Genomic DNA, 14,797 nt, shown 5'->3' with positions numbered 1-14,797 from the left:
TCATTCTACTACTCTCCTAGCAATCAATGAAAAACTAAAGAATTGAGTTCTCAATGGGGTAATTTTAAATTTTTACAATACATATTACTTAACTTATGATAATTTTAGTTTGACACTAGAAATTCATCAACGCATTGATATCACCCTTGCCTTCACGTAAAACCACAGGGGTATTATCTATTAAATCAACAACTGTCGTGGTTTCAAACCCACAGTGTCCACCATCAATAATGAGATCAACCTGCTTTTCTAGTAAATTGCGCATTTCATCAGGTTCAGTTTCAGGTTCGTCACGATCAGGCAGTAATAATGTAGAACTCATAATCGGTTCACCAAGCTGCTCTAGCAACTCTAACGCAATGCGATGATCTGGTACCCGTAAGCCAATGGTTTTACGCTTAGGGTGTTGTAAACGTCTAGGCACTTCATGGGTGGCTTGTAGGATAAAAGTATAGGGACCAGGGGTTAAGCTTTTCATCAGGCGAAATGCAGTATTATCCACTTTGGCATAAGTCGATAGTTCAGATAAATCTCGACAAATCAAGGTAAAATTATGCTGTTTGTCCATCTGTCGGATGCGTCTTATCCGCTCCACTGCGGCTTTATCGCCGATATGGCAACCAAGTGCATAACAAGAATCGGTGGGATATACGATCACACCGCCCGCACGAATAATCGCAACCGCTTGGCTAATCAAGCGTGGCTGAGGATTATCTGGATGAATTTGAAAGAACTGACTCATTGGAATTTTTAGTTTTTGAGTGGTGATATTTGCTTATTATAGCTCTCAATGCCACCGAAAACGAATATTAAATATTTCTGACACATCTTTATTACAAAATAACTGTTTTTATAAGAGGTTTGTGCATTGATAAATGATAATTGTTCATCACTAAAAATAGGCTTGACGGGAGGAATTGCAAGTGGCAAAACAACCATATCTGATTTGTTTGCACAGCAAGGCGTTCCTATAATTGATGCTGATGTGATCGCACATCAGTTGGTTCAAGTTGGACAACCTGCACTTGCAACAATTGCACAAGTTTTTGGACATGATATACTGCACTCTGATGGAAGCTTAGATAGAGGGCTGTTGCGTGAAAAAGTCTTTGCTAAACCGCAACAACGTGAGCAATTAGAAGCCATTTTGCACCCTCTGGTTTACGCAGAAATCACACAACAAGCACAACAAAGTCATTATGCGTATTGTATCGTCAGTATTCCATTATTAGTTGAAACATGGAAATATGCCCAAGTTGACCGAGTTTTAGTTGTTGATTGTACAGACATACAGCAAAGACAAAGATTAAGACAACGCAATCAATTTGATGATAAAATAATAGACCAAATACTGGCAGCCCAAGCAACGCGACAGCAACGTTTAGCGATTGCCAATGATATTATACAAAATAATAATAGTTTGGAATATTTAGCCACACAAGTGTGCAGTTTACACTTACAATACTTGCAGTTAGCAACCATACCCGACTGAACGTGAAGAAAAAAATTGTTTACGAACATCCATTGACTGAAACGGCGCGAAGCTATTTGCGCTTAGAATACCTGTTTGGTGCGATGAAATATCACTTAAAAGGCCCAACTGCATGGGACAGTCGTAGTGTCTTATTGAATATACTTGATATTGTAGAATTATTGGGACGGGTTGATTTTAAAAGCGAATTAGTAGATGATTTAATAATACAGGTTCAAACTCTAGAACGTTGGCAAAGTACCCCTGATGTGAATACAGAACGTTTGTCAGAGCTTCTATCAGGTGTAAAAGATGTATTAAATCATTTACAAAACATGGATATGGCAGTTGCAATTGAGCATTTTAGCCAACATTATTTGTTTAGTTTAATCAAACAGCGTAAGGGCATCGTTGGCGGCACAAGCAGTAGTGATGTAGCAATTCTCCATCAATGGCTGCATAAAAACCCCAAACACCGCCAACATGAAATCAATGAATGGTTACAAGCTATTGACCCTTTACGTGAGGCTTTAGAGGCTACTTTATATCTCGTTCGTCAAAATGCGCTGGTTTCGCAACAAACTGCCACCGAAGGATTTTATCAGTCTAAATTAGAGGCAAATGGGAACTATCAACTCATTCAAGTAAATATGCCCCCTGAGCAAGTTTACTATCCTGAAATCAGCGGAGGAAAACAACGTTTTACAGTGCGTTTTTATGAACAAGAAAACCTTGCCAATCGCCCAAGGCAGACTGAACAAGATATTCAATTTGAATTGAGCTGTTGTATGATATGAACGCAGTTGTTAGTGGATAACTGATGGCTGGTCACAAAAACAGGAACATATAGCGATGGATAAAGTTTTTAAGGTGGGTATATTTGGGCTTGCCTCAAACGAACAAAATACCCTAGGTAGTATTTTTAAGTTGGCTGCATCTCGCAGTCGACAGTATGAGTTAGTGCCTGCCGACCAACGTTCCGCGGCTGAAATTATTTTAGTAGATGCTGATGATGCTAATGCGATGAATGAGTGGCGTAGCTTCACTGTGCATCATAATAATATTCCAGTAGTCAAGGTCACCAAAGGGGCTATTGACGACTCTGGCAGCGATATCCACTTACGCAGACCACTCACGCTTAAACGTGTACTTGAAGTGTTAGATAAAGTGACCATCGAAGCACACAAATATGTGCCTGAATTAGTGGTAGGCGGTGAAGAAGTCTTAGATGACGCGGCAAGTGCAGCTTTGCAAGACGCTGTTCAGAGCGCGAAAGATGCATCTAAGAGCAATGCAAGAGCCCTAGTTGTAGATGATAGTTTGCCTGTACGTAAGTCAATGGAAATTCAGTTAGGTTTGTATGGCCTGAATATTGACTTTGCTGAAACAGGTGAAGAAGCATTAGATTATGTGAAAAAACCAGATAATGTATACGACATTATTTTCTTAGACTTAATGTTACCGGGTATTGATGGCTATAAGGTCTGTAAAGAAATTAAGTCAAACAAAGTTTCAAAAAACACGCCCGTAGTGATGTTAACAGGTAAAGGTTCTCGTTTTGACAAACTGAGAGGAACAATGGCCGGTGCCAGCGTTTATTTAACTAAACCTGTTGAACAAGAAAAATTGAAAGAAGTGATTAAACAATTTTTACCAGATGCAACAGCCGTTAATGCTTAAGTGTTAAGGGTTATTTTTTATAGGGATTTAACTTTTTTGCACACAGTGGCATGTTGAGCGCAAAACTGAGGAGATTTAATAAATGCCAATCAACAAAATTCTTGTGGTTGATGATTCCACAGTAGATCGAATGAATATTCAAAATATTATTGCTGACGCTGGTTATGATGTGATTGCCGCATCATCTGGACAGGAAGCAATTGAAAAAGCCACTGCGGAAAAACCAGATTTAATTTTTATGGATGTGGTTATGCAGCAAATGGATGGTTATCAAGCTTGTCGTGAGATTACTCATAACGAAGGTACAAAGGAGATACCTATTGTATTTGTTACCAGTAAGGGCCAAAAAGCTGACCGTATGTGGGCTGAAATGCAAGGTGGTAAAGCATTAGTACAAAAACCTTATACACCTGATCAAATTATTGAACAAATTAATAATTTTAAATAATTTATTTTAAAGTACGTAGCTTCGTTCTCTACGTACTTTTTTCTTCTATGTTGTTGTCTTATACCTTTCTTAGCATACGCCTAAATCCCCGCTTTATTTCGCAGCAACGGCTTTTCCTAAATGATTTAATAAATCTTTGATTTTTTCATGTTGCATTTTCATTGCGGCTTTATTCACAACCAAACGCGAGCTAATATCTGCAATATGCTCTAGTGGTACAAGACCATTTGCTTTTAGCGTGTTACCTGTCTCAACCAAATCCACAATTAAATCAGCCAAATTCACAATCGGCGCAAGCTCCATCGAGCCATAGAGTTTTATAATTTCAACCTGTCTACCTTGTTCAGCAAAATAGCGTTGGGTAATATTTACATACTTAGTTGCAATCCGTAAGCGGCGATGGTTAGGAATATCCGCATCTTTAAAACCTGCAACCATCATTTTACATTGGGCAATTTTCAAGTCCAAAGGCTCATATAAATCATCATTGTCATATTCCATCAATACATCTTTGCCAGCCACACCAATATCTGCCGCACCGTATTCAACATAAGTTGGTACATCCGAAGCCCGAATGACGACCAATTTAATATCATCTTGATTTGTATCTAAGATTAATTTACGTGATGTTTTGGGGTTATCAACGGCCTCAATGCCCGCTTGGGCTAATAAAGGTAATGTATCCTCAAAAATACGGCCTTTAGACAATGCAATTTTTAACATTCAAACAACCTTTGGATAAATCAAGCAATAAATCTTGCATTATAGTGTTTAGTGGGCTTGAGTTCAAAGTATTAGGATTGGGAATAATATAACGATCTTTAGTTCATCAATAGCAATTTATCAGAAACTTCAAACCATTAAGTAAACTCTATTTGTTCAACTTTAGGCACTATGCTATAAATAATAGCATTCATAAATTAATTTAATACTGATAATAACGATGAGTCATAACAAACGCATTATTTTTTTTATTTCTGATGGCACAGGTATTACCGCAAAAACTTTGGGACATAGTTTATTAACCCAGTTTGAGCAAATTAAATTTAGTACCATTACCTTGCCTTATATTAATACCGCCAAACAAGCCAATGCTGTGGTACAACAAATCAATCAAACCGCTCAAGAAGACACACGCCCTATTGTGTTTGCAACATTGTTAGACCCCGAGATGCGCCATATTATTTCGACTAGTAACGCCTTAGTGTTAGATTTATTTGCCACCTTTATCCAGCCACTAGAGTATGAATTCCAAGAAAAATCATCTCATGCTATCGGTAAAAGCCATAGTGTTAACACGGCTTATAATGAGCGGATTGAAGCGATTAATTTTGCACTGCTACATGATGATGGGCAGAGTTATCAGCGTTATGAAGATGCCAATGTGATTTTGATTGGTGTGTCACGTTCAGGTAAAACTCCTACTTGTTTATATCTTGCGATGCAATTTGGGGTATTTGCTGCGAATTATCCATTAACCGACGATGATATTAAAACTCAAGCCTTGCCTGAAATGTTAATGCCGTATCAAGACAAATTATTTGGTTTAACCATTCAGCCTTCTCGTTTGCAAAAAATTCGTCAAGAACGTAGCCCGAATAGTCGTTATGCCTCGCTAGCTCAATGTCAACTTGAAGTGCAGAAAGTTGAGGCCTTGTATCGTCAATTCAAATTACCATTTATCAATACAACGGTGACTTCAGTAGAAGAAATTGCGACTAATATTCTATTAAATGCAAAAATAGAAAGGCCTACTTTCTAAGTTTTTATTAGGGTGCTTTTTTCTTTTAAAAATAATTACTTATTCATTCAATAGGCTTTCAATATCCTAATCATATAGAAAAATTAAAAATGCGATTCATATTGCTTCTATTAGGTCTTAGAATCTGTTAGAATCGCGCCCTTCTCTATTTGCTAGCAGAAATCATCATGAATGGGGCAGATTTTATCCTCCTGCTCATACTCGCTGGTTTGGCAGGATTCAGCTATTATTATAAAGGGCTTGCGCAAGAAGTCTTATCGCTAGCAGCGTGGTTAATCGCATTTATTATCACCATCGCCTTTTTACATCCATTTTCCCTGATGATGACCGATTTTATTCCTTATCTTGATTTACGTTTAGCGATCTCAATGCTAGGGCTATTTATTCTCAGTTTCATTCCAATTCTATGGATTAATTATTTAATTATAGATACCTTGGGTAGGCAAAAAATATCTAATTCAGACCGAATTCTGGTCGCACTATTAAGCTTAATGCGTGGCAGTGTGATGATGATGTTTGTCATGTTTTTCGCCGCTCTCACAGATATTTTCACCATTCATCAATGGTGGCAATCATCTATAATAATCCAACAATCCAGTCAGATTGCTTTATCTATTACTCAATTTTTACCACTAGATATTAGACCAGAATTTCATTTTAGAATATAAATTATTCCTCGTTACCATCTTAACGTGGTAATGTTGACTTGACGTTATATATTGACTATTGCTCTGGGGACATAAGAGGGACACTACGCCATGTGCGGAATCATAGGCATTGTGGGCAAATCAGCTGTTAATCAATCAATCTATGATGGTTTAACAGTATTGCAACATCGCGGACAAGATGCAGCAGGGATTGTAACCTGTGATAATAAGCGTTTTTATTTGCGCAAAAATAACGGTTTAGTGCGAGACGTATTTCATACTCGTCACATGGTAAACCTAAAAGGTAAAATGGGAGTTGGACATGTACGTTATCCAACTGCGGGTTGTCAGTCTAGTGCTGAAGCACAACCTTTTTACGTTAACACGCCTTACGGCATTTCTTTGGCTCATAATGGCAATTTAACTAATGTAGATGAGCTTAAAGAGGATTTATACCAAGAAGATTTTCGTCATATCAATACAGATTCAGACTCGGAAATATTACTCAATATTTTTGCACGCGCATTACAAAAAATGGGCAAATCACGTCTGGATCAAGAAGATATTTTCACCGCAGTGAAAGAAGTACAACGTCGCTGTCGTGGAGGTTATGCTGCCATTGCGATGATTATGGGATATGGAATTGTTGGTTTTCGTGACCCGTATGGTATTCGTCCTATCGTTTTCGGTAAACGCAAAACATCTCAAGGCGGTGAGGAATATATTATTGCGTCAGAAAGTGCCGCTTTGAATGTATTAGGTTTTGATATCGTGCGTGATATTGAACCTGGTGAAGCTATTTTTATTAACTCAGAAGGACAGCTTTATTCACGTCAATGTGCTAAAAATCCAGTGGCCTCGCCTTGTATCTTTGAAATTGTGTATATGGCCCGCCCAGATTCAATTATTGATGGGATTTCAGTGTATAAAGCACGGATGCGTATGGGTAAATATTTGGCGAAGAAAATTCTCAAAACCCATCCAGACCACGATATTGATGTTGTAGTACCGATTCCTGATACCAGTCGAACTTCTGCGTTGCAATTAGCCAATGTGTTGGGCGTGAAGTACCGCGAAGGGTTTGTAAAAAATCGTTATATCCCTCGCACTTTTATTATGCCCGGTCAAGGCCAACGTAAGAAATCTGTACGACAAAAATTGAATGCGATTGAGCTAGAATTTTCAGGCAAAAATGTATTGTTAGTGGACGATTCTATTGTGCGTGGTACAACTTGTAAGCAAATTATTCAAATGGCGCGTGAAGCAGGAGCTAAAAAAGTGTATTTTGCTTCAGCCGCTCCCCCAGTACGCTATCCCAATGTTTATGGGATTGATATGCCTTCAGTGAATGAATTATTAGCGCATAATCGTACTTCAGATGAGATTGCTACTAAAATCGGTGCAGATTGGCTGATTTATCAAAATTTAGATGATTTAATTGCAGCAGCACGCAAAGGTAATAAGTCAATTAAGCAATTTGATACGTCTTGTTTCAATGGTCATTATGTGACAGGTGATGTGGATGAACAGTATTTAGCATTTGTTGAATCACAACGTAATGATAATGCAAAAAATAAACGCAATAAAGGCCATTCCGAAGTCATTGAATTACATAATGTAGGTTAGACCGTGTAGGGTGTTGATACGTTTGTAAAATGATTAAATATATTTCTTATCAGCATCTTACATTATCTTAAACTTTTGGAGTTAATCTGCTGTTAAATTCTGAAAATCGCAATTAAGAACCATTTATGAAAATCATTATTCTCGGTGCAGGGCAAGTGGGTAGTTCATTGGCTCGCAATTTATCGGTTGAAGCCAACGACATCACCATTGTAGACAAAGATGAGCAATTATTACGCACATTGGAAGAGCATTTAGACTTACGTACAGTGAAGGGTCATGCATCTCATCCTCATGTATTAATGCAAGCGGGTGCTGAAGATGCTGATATGGTAATTGCTGTCACCAATACGGACGAAACCAATATGGTTGCTTGTCAGATGGCGCACAGTCTGTTTAATACTCCAATGAAAATTGCCCGCGTTCGAGAAGCAGATTATTTACATCATAATGATATTTTTAGTAGTGATGGTCATGGTTTAGCTGTTGATGTCATTATTAGTCCAGAACAATTAGTCACCCACCATATTGAACGTTTAATTAATTATCCTGATGCTTTGCAGGTTTTAGATTTTGCTAATGGTCGGGTGCAGCTGGTTGCAGTAAAAGCATTTCATAGTGGTCAATTGGTTGGTAATGCCTTACGTGATTTAGAAAGTTATATCAAAGTGGAAACCCGTATTGCAGCATTATTTCGTCAAGGTAGAGCCATTATTCCTGAAGGCGATACGATTATTGAGGCCAATGACGAAGTCTTTTTTCTGGCTGCGAGTGAAAATATTAAAACAGTGATGGCGGGTTTACGTGAGTTAGATCGGCCTTGTAAACGAATTATGTTGGCGGGTGGCGGTAACATTGGAACTCGTTTAGCAGAGGTTTTAGAACGTAAATATCAAGTTAAATTGATTGAGCATAATTCACGACGTACCGAGCACATCTCTGAGGTATTACAACGCACAATTGTATTGCAAGGTGATGCAGCAGATGAGAATTTGTTGCGTGAGGAAAATATTGACGAAATTGATATTTTTTGTGCGGTGACTAACGATGACCAGATTAATATTTTATCTGCGATGTTGGCGAAAAATATGGGTGCACGCAAGGTGATGGCGTTGATTAACCGTCCAGCGTATGTTGAATTGGTTCAAAGTAGCACCATTGATATTGCGATTTCGCCACAGCAAGCCACAATTGGTAGTTTATTAGCACATATTCGGCGTGGTGATGTGGTTGTGGTGCATTCATTACGGCGGGGAGCTGCAGAAGCGATTGAAGCGATTGCTCATGGTGATGCACGTTCATCTAAAGTAGTCGGCAAACGAATTGACCAAATTAAACTCCCAACAGGAGCTACAATTGGGGCAATTGTACGCAATAACCAAGTTATCATGGCACATCATGACACCGTAATTGCAGCAGAAGATCACGTAATATTATTCTTGATTGATAAGCGTAAAATCACTGCGGTTGAACGTTTATTCCAAGTAGGTATTACTTTCTTATAAATGCTTGGCTGTATTGAATATGTTTTCAGTGCTATTGCTAAAGACATCGCCATATTTTGCCATATCATAATCCTCAAACACCCTGTGTTCATGGCTTTTAAGCTTTATCTCACTTGAATCTGCATACAGGTTTTTGCTCGCCATCACGCTACATCTTTGCGCAAGCAGGGACGTAAGCTGTTTTTTGTCCTTAAACCTATCTTTGTAACATAGTTGAGCTAGGTTATTACCATAATTCAGTTAGTTAGCTATCCTCTAAGCTAGATATATTGATGGTCAACCCCCTCTTTTTGCGCACAGATAGGCTGGCCTTTACTATCTAAACAATATAGTCGTTTTACTTTAAAGTGATATAGGACTGACAGTCCTCAAATTTGAAAGTATTTGATATTTAAAATATTAAAGGACTGCCAGTCCTAATACATAACAAGAAATTCACTATAGGCTGTAATCCCATGTTAAAAAATAATAGACGACGCATTCAATATAAAGTTTTTTCCTTACTGGAAGGCGAGCAACGCGGTTTATGGGGACGCTTAATTTATCTCCTCATCATTGCCCTTATTTTAGCGAATACGTTAACCGTGACCTTTTTCAGTATGGGGGCACTTGGTGTTATGTATGAAAAACCGGTGCTGTATCTTGAAATCTTGTGTATTGTGATATTTTCTTACGAATATGGTTTGCGTTTATGGAGCTGTACCGTATTGCCACGTTATCGACATCCATTACGTGGACGTTTACGCTTTATGCTAACGCCTCTGGTATTAATAGATTTAATCGTATTGATACCGTTTTATCTTCCTGTTTTATACCCAGAATTTATTATTGCACACAGTTTAATATTTGCCCGTTTATTCCGATTATTTAGATTTGTGCGGATTTTTAAATTAGTACGTTATTCTCGCTCTGCAATGATTTTAATTAGAGTGTTTTATGCTAAACGTGAAGAATTATTGATTACTGTGATTATGGCTTCTCTGATTCTGATTGTTATTTCTAACTTAGTGTATTTGGTGGAGCATAAAGCTCAGCCTCAGGTATTTAGTACTGTGCCTGATGCACTTTGGTGGGGAATTGTGACTTTATCGACTGTTGGTTATGGAGATGCGTATCCAATTACGCCATTAGGTAAAATTTTAGGCGCAATTATTTCTGTGCTTGGGATTGGGGTTTTTGCTTTGCCTGCGGGTATTTTAGCGGCGGGTTTTCAGGAAGAATTGCACCGCCACACCCATGTTGATATACATGAATGCCCACATTGTCATAAACAGATTTTACCTTCAGAGTTGAGAACTCAGTCATCTAAAAAGACAGATGAATAGCTTTTCCGTTTCTGAATGATGCTGGTTTTTACAGAGATTGTTAGAACTGACAATACTTAAGTCTCAGATATATTGGATAAGTCATGAGAGCAGTGGCTTACCAATGATGATGTACACCTAATGACTATGCAGATATTTTATCTTTGTCTGCATATTATTCCAAATTAAAATGGTTAAATTGATTGCTTCGGTTCAACACCCCAATATTAGAATAACGTTCTATCAATGTATTCACAAACAAAAAACCCCCAACATCTCTGCTGAGGGCTTTAAGTATTTTTAGAGGTTACTACTAGCTAATTAAGCCGCTTTAGCTACTGCGTCTGCTGATTCTTCAGATTTCAACCAAGGTGCTTGTAATTTACCCCAACATGGGTTATTTAATGTCATATCCATATCACGCGCAAAGATAGCGAAACCATCATAACCATGATAAGGGCCTGAGTAATCCCAACTGTGCATTTGACGGAATGGAATACCCATTTTTTGGAATATGTACTTCTCTTTAATACCAGAACCGATTAAATCAGGTTTGATTTTCTTAACAAACTCTTCAAACTCGTAACCTGTTACGTCATCATATAACAAAGTTGCGTCGCCCATTTCTTTCAATGTACGATCATAATCATCGTTGTGGCCGAATTCATAACCCGCACCAACCACTTCCATGCCTAAATCTTCATAAGCACCGATTGTGTGACGTGGACGTAAACCACCAACATATAACATAACCCGTTTGCCTTCTAAACGAGAGCGGTATTTTGCAATGACAGGATCAACTTCAGCACGGTATTTTTTGATAACTGCTTCAGCTTTCGCTTGAATTGTTTCATCAAAGAATGCTGCAATTTTACGCAATGCTTCTTCAATTTTAGTAGGACCAAAGAAATTATATTCCATCCAAGGAATACCATACTTCTCTTCCATGTGACGTGAAATATAGTTCATTGAACGGTAGCAATGTAACAAGTTCAATTTAGCTTTAGGTGTATTTTCCATTTCAGCTAATGTACCGTCACCAGACCATTGAGCAATAACACGTAAGCCCATTTCTTCTAATAAAGTACGAGAAGCCCAAGCATCACCACCGATGTTGTAATCACCAATAATTGTTACGTCATAAGGTGTGCTTTCAAAGCTATTGTCGTCATCACGGTTATGTAAAACCCAATCACGTACTGCGTCGTTTGCGATATGGTGACCTAAAGACTGAGATACACCACGGAAACCTTCACAACGTACTGGAACAACTGGTTTTTCAATTTCTTTAGCTGCTTTTTTAGATACCGCTTCGATATCGTCACCAATCAAACCAATTGGGCATTCTGATTGAACCGTAATCCCTTTGTGTAATGGGAATAATTGTTCGATTTCTGTTAGGAGTTTGCCTAATTTTTTGTCGCCACCGAATACAATGTCTTTCTCTTGGAAATCAGATGTGAAGTTCATTGTACCAAATGTGTTAATACCTGTCGTACCAACATAGTAGTTACGGCGACCTGCACGGCTATATTGACCACAGCCAACTGGACCATGAGAGATGTGAATCATGTCCTTAATAGGACCCCAAACCACACCTTTAGAACCCGCGTATGCACAGCCGCGAATTGTCATTACACCAGGTAACGATTTTTTATTAGAAGTAATACATTTACTAGATTTTTCTAAGCTAGTATCGTTTGCTGCTAAATGCTTAGCACGATCTTTCTTAGCCTTCTCTGGATAAACTTCTAAAACCTCTTGAATGAGGGCTTCAGTTTCGTCATGATTCATTGTTGCCATTATGATTCTCTCCTGTAATGCCGTCGCCAATCCGCGAACAAAGCAATTTAAGAGTGAGGTTCGGCGCGAGGCAAGTTCGGGGTCGAAATGCACCGTAACCTGATGAAAGGGGAATTCTGCTTTTAAATCTACTTTATGAGGAGTACAAGTTTTGCACTCCTAAAGCTTAGAATTAAGCTTCTGCTGCTAATTCTTCAGCCGTTTTACCAACGATTGCTTCGTCTTCTTCTTCCATGATGCCAAATTCCATTAACAAGTCTTCTAAGTCATCCATGCTTAATGGTTCTGGAATGATTAATTTTTTGTTATCAATCACTTTTTGCGCTAATGTACGGTATTCATCAGCTTGTTTACATTTAGGATTGTATTCGATTACAGTCATACGGCGAATTTCAGCATGTTGTACTGCATTATCGCGAGGTACAAAGTGAATCATGTGAGTGCCTAAACGCGCTGCTAATGCTTCGATAAGTTGATCTTCACAATCAGTGTTACGGCTGTTACAAATTAAGCCTGCTAAACGTACGCTACCAGAGTTTGCATATTTCACAATCCCTTTAGCAATATTGTTAGCTGCATACATAGCCATCATTTCACCAGAAACAACGATGTAAATTTCTTGTGCTTTGTTTTCACGAATAGGCATTGCGAAACCACCACATACAACGTCACCTAATACGTCATAGAATACAAAATCTAAATCTTCTTCGTATGCGCCTTCTTCTTCTAAGAAGTTAATTGCAGTAATAACACCACGACCTGCACAACCAACACCAGGCTCAGGGCCACCAGATTCAACACATTTAATGTTGCCGTAACCGACTGATAATACATCTTCTAATTCTAAATCTTCAACTGTACCTGCTTCAGCAGCTAAATGCATAACTGTAGTTTGTGCTTTAGAGTGAAGAATCAAACGAGTTGAATCCGCTTTAGGGTCGCAGCCCACGATCATGACTTTTTTGCCTAATTCAGCTAAGCCAGCAACCAAGTTTTGAGTGGTAGTAGATTTACCAATCCCGCCTTTACCGTAGATCGCACATTGACGCATGTTATCTCTCCTAAATTAAAACAAGTTAACGATGATGACTTAATGAGTTTTATTAAGTACTAACACAAATTCTTTCTATGCGTACCTTTATTTCAATATGCGTGCCAAGTGGGTTTATCAAGGTTAATCGATTGATTTTACTTTGTTTTTTATTTTATTCTTGACTGCTAATGCGGGGTTAATGTGCGACAAACAAAATGTGATGTGTGGGATAGACTACAAAATTTGTGGGGGATGTTGTGGTGTTATAAAGCGACAATCCTATTCCTATCAGCCTTTATTGCTACAAGCAGTGCCGCATTCTCTGTTTTCAATCCAGCACTTGCCTCTTCTAGCTATTCTATGACACTAGTTTGATATTAATTCGATCATGAATTTGAGGGTTGAAATCAATAGTTTTAGCTCTGTCATATTTCCAATTTGTACTGATTGAATGGAAATGTAGATAGAATGCTTTGCTAGGTTTATAGTAAATGACTTGAGGATTTGAAATTTGATGAGTATTTAAAAAATTTGCATGGGCTAATTTATTGAGTAAAGCGATATATTTTCCTCTTCCTGATATATATTCTTTATCTACAATTGAATGAGAGGCATGTTTAATTTTGCTTCTATGATTAGGCTGGTGTTTTATATCAAGAAAAGCCCATTTTCCTCTGAAATGGATACCATTATATTTTGTCTTATTCCAATTTATAGATGAAAATTCTTTAAAAATCAGTAACTCATCTATATCAAAATTAAAGAAATAACCTTGATTGCCACAGACATAATAACGAATATGTTCATAAATAGCATATTCACAAAAATCAGAATCCCATTTACCCATTTCCCAAGCTTGAGGCCCAAATTTAAAAGGAAAGCTTTCAACAATAACGCTACATGGCATATCTGAAAGACTTGCTTTTAACTCTTCAACTGAATATCGAGTACTCGCATTATCATAAATAACAACAAGATCAATATCATAAAAAGAGTGATACCATAAAATCCAGTCTTTTATCCAAACAATCTCATTATCTTTTTGCTTTGTACACAAGACTTTATTTGGCTTCATATTCTCGTAAGGAGAGCGTCTTACAGGCAGTTGTTTATGGTAAATATTGATTGAATCCCAGTCAGGATTTGCATTATCAATAATAATTTTGAAGATTTTATGGGAAACATAACAGGCATAATTTAAGCTTTTAATTGAAGTTTGATTAATTTGAATGTTATCAATCAGCTCCGCCAGTCTTTCATCTTCTATCAGTGAAGGACCTATTAAAATAATCTGATTATCACGGCGAAACACATCATACAATAAGGTATCGTCATCAAACTGTTCAGCATAGTTTGGCGGTCTAAGATGTTCAGGGCGTGGCATGGTTCGTTTAGGCAAACCCAGCTCTGAAAATGTACACGAGATGAGAGAAGATTGTTGAGTCATTTGAATGATAAAAATACGTGAAATGATAAAAAAGATTCTGCGCCTATTTAGATTTTGACGCAGAACCATAAAGC

The 14,797-nt window shown here is 37.9% G+C and carries 14 protein-coding genes; 9 read left to right on the top strand and 5 right to left on the bottom strand.

Annotated features, from left to right (window positions below; all coding sequences use genetic code 11):
* Window positions 1-115: 115 nt before the first annotated feature.
* Entirely contained in the window at window positions 116-742 is a 627-nt protein-coding gene (locus tag ABXH34_RS04885) for an L-threonylcarbamoyladenylate synthase (protein WP_353570746.1), read from the bottom strand.
* Window positions 743-868: 126 nt separating this feature from the next.
* On the opposite strand from ABXH34_RS04885, the gene coaE reads away from it, so the two are divergent.
* From coaE to ABXH34_RS04865, 4 genes are all read left to right on the top strand, one after another.
* On the top strand, window positions 869-1,492 hold the full coding sequence (gene coaE / locus ABXH34_RS04880; protein ID WP_353570745.1) for a dephospho-CoA kinase: 624 nt from the start codon (window positions 869-871) through the stop codon (window positions 1,490-1,492).
* 2 nt (window positions 1,493-1,494) lie between these two features.
* A complete protein-coding gene (gene zapD / locus ABXH34_RS04875) occupies window positions 1,495-2,268 on the top strand; it encodes a cell division protein ZapD (RefSeq protein WP_353570744.1) in 774 nt (257 codons plus the stop codon).
* Window positions 2,269-2,323: 55 nt separating this feature from the next.
* Window positions 2,324-3,151, top strand: coding sequence for a response regulator (locus ABXH34_RS04870; RefSeq protein WP_353570743.1), 828 nt, complete (start codon window positions 2,324-2,326; stop codon window positions 3,149-3,151).
* 82 nt (window positions 3,152-3,233) lie between these two features.
* A complete protein-coding gene (locus ABXH34_RS04865) occupies window positions 3,234-3,599 on the top strand; it encodes a response regulator (RefSeq protein WP_353570742.1) in 366 nt (121 codons plus the stop codon).
* A 93-nt stretch (window positions 3,600-3,692) separates the two neighbouring features.
* Here ABXH34_RS04865 and hisG read toward each other — a convergent pair whose 3' ends face one another.
* A complete protein-coding gene (gene hisG, locus ABXH34_RS04860; RefSeq protein WP_353570741.1) occupies window positions 3,693-4,322 on the bottom strand; it encodes an ATP phosphoribosyltransferase in 630 nt (209 codons plus the stop codon).
* Between the two features lie 220 nt (window positions 4,323-4,542).
* On the opposite strand from hisG, the gene ppsR reads away from it, so the two are divergent.
* From ppsR to ABXH34_RS04835, 5 genes are all read left to right on the top strand, one after another.
* Entirely contained in the window at window positions 4,543-5,361 is an 819-nt protein-coding gene (gene ppsR, locus ABXH34_RS04855) for a posphoenolpyruvate synthetase regulatory kinase/phosphorylase PpsR (protein WP_353570740.1), read from the top strand.
* A 167-nt stretch (window positions 5,362-5,528) separates the two neighbouring features.
* The gene (locus ABXH34_RS04850) at window positions 5,529-6,029 is read left to right on the top strand and encodes a CvpA family protein (protein WP_353570739.1); all 501 of its coding nucleotides are present in this window, start codon (window positions 5,529-5,531) and stop codon (window positions 6,027-6,029) included.
* Window positions 6,030-6,119: 90 nt separating this feature from the next.
* On the top strand, window positions 6,120-7,634 hold the full coding sequence (purF, locus tag ABXH34_RS04845; RefSeq protein ID WP_353570738.1) for an amidophosphoribosyltransferase: 1,515 nt from the start codon (window positions 6,120-6,122) through the stop codon (window positions 7,632-7,634).
* A gap of 125 nt (window positions 7,635-7,759) precedes the next feature.
* Window positions 7,760-9,136: a Trk system potassium transporter TrkA gene (gene trkA / locus ABXH34_RS04840; RefSeq protein WP_353570737.1), complete on the top strand. Its 1,377-nt coding sequence runs from the start codon at window positions 7,760-7,762 to the stop codon at window positions 9,134-9,136.
* Window positions 9,137-9,591: 455 nt separating this feature from the next.
* Window positions 9,592-10,461, top strand: coding sequence for an ion transporter (locus ABXH34_RS04835; RefSeq protein WP_353570736.1), 870 nt, complete (start codon window positions 9,592-9,594; stop codon window positions 10,459-10,461).
* 300 nt (window positions 10,462-10,761) lie between these two features.
* Here the strand turns inward: ABXH34_RS04835 and nifD are convergent, their stop codons facing one another.
* From nifD to ABXH34_RS04820, 3 genes are all read right to left on the bottom strand, one after another.
* On the bottom strand, window positions 10,762-12,243 hold the full coding sequence (gene nifD, locus ABXH34_RS04830) for a nitrogenase molybdenum-iron protein alpha chain (RefSeq protein ID WP_353570735.1): 1,482 nt from the start codon (window positions 12,241-12,243) through the stop codon (window positions 10,762-10,764).
* Window positions 12,244-12,415: 172 nt separating this feature from the next.
* Complete coding sequence (gene nifH, locus ABXH34_RS04825) at window positions 12,416-13,294, bottom strand: nitrogenase iron protein (RefSeq protein ID WP_353570734.1); 879 nt, start codon at window positions 13,292-13,294, stop codon at window positions 12,416-12,418.
* A 340-nt stretch (window positions 13,295-13,634) separates the two neighbouring features.
* Window positions 13,635-14,660, bottom strand: coding sequence for a hypothetical protein (locus tag ABXH34_RS04820; RefSeq protein WP_353570733.1), 1,026 nt, complete (start codon window positions 14,658-14,660; stop codon window positions 13,635-13,637).
* Window positions 14,661-14,797 lie beyond the last annotated feature (137 nt).

Source organism: Candidatus Albibeggiatoa sp. nov. BB20 (assembly GCA_016744725.1).
Taxonomy (GTDB): domain Bacteria; phylum Pseudomonadota; class Gammaproteobacteria; order Beggiatoales; family Beggiatoaceae; genus Albibeggiatoa.
The sequence above is the reverse complement of the archived record's forward strand: the minus strand, read 5'-3'. Positions and strand labels throughout refer to the sequence as shown.

Bases quoted from the DNA above. Each gene is read 5' to 3' on its own strand.
- hisG (WP_353570741.1), bottom strand. From the start codon at position 4,322: ATGTTAAAAATTGCATTGTCTAAAGGCCGTATTTTTGAGGATACATTA.
- nifD (WP_353570735.1), bottom strand. From the start codon at position 12,243: ATGGCAACAATGAATCATGACGAAACTGAAGCCCTCATTCAAGAGGTT.
- ABXH34_RS04885 (WP_353570746.1), bottom strand. From the start codon at position 742: ATGAGTCAGTTCTTTCAAATTCATCCAGATAATCCTCAGCCACGCTTG.
- ppsR (WP_353570740.1), top strand. From the start codon at position 4,543: ATGAGTCATAACAAACGCATTATTTTTTTTATTTCTGATGGCACAGGT.
- ABXH34_RS04820 (WP_353570733.1), bottom strand. From the start codon at position 14,660: ATGCCACGCCCTGAACATCTTAGACCGCCAAACTATGCTGAACAGTTT.
- ABXH34_RS04870 (WP_353570743.1), top strand. From the start codon at position 2,324: ATGGATAAAGTTTTTAAGGTGGGTATATTTGGGCTTGCCTCAAACGAA.
- trkA (WP_353570737.1), top strand. From the start codon at position 7,760: ATGAAAATCATTATTCTCGGTGCAGGGCAAGTGGGTAGTTCATTGGCT.
- purF (WP_353570738.1), top strand. From the start codon at position 6,120: ATGTGCGGAATCATAGGCATTGTGGGCAAATCAGCTGTTAATCAATCA.
- ABXH34_RS04865 (WP_353570742.1), top strand. From the start codon at position 3,234: ATGCCAATCAACAAAATTCTTGTGGTTGATGATTCCACAGTAGATCGA.
- ABXH34_RS04835 (WP_353570736.1), top strand. From the start codon at position 9,592: ATGTTAAAAAATAATAGACGACGCATTCAATATAAAGTTTTTTCCTTA.
- ABXH34_RS04850 (WP_353570739.1), top strand. From the start codon at position 5,529: ATGAATGGGGCAGATTTTATCCTCCTGCTCATACTCGCTGGTTTGGCA.
- nifH (WP_353570734.1), bottom strand. From the start codon at position 13,294: ATGCGTCAATGTGCGATCTACGGTAAAGGCGGGATTGGTAAATCTACT.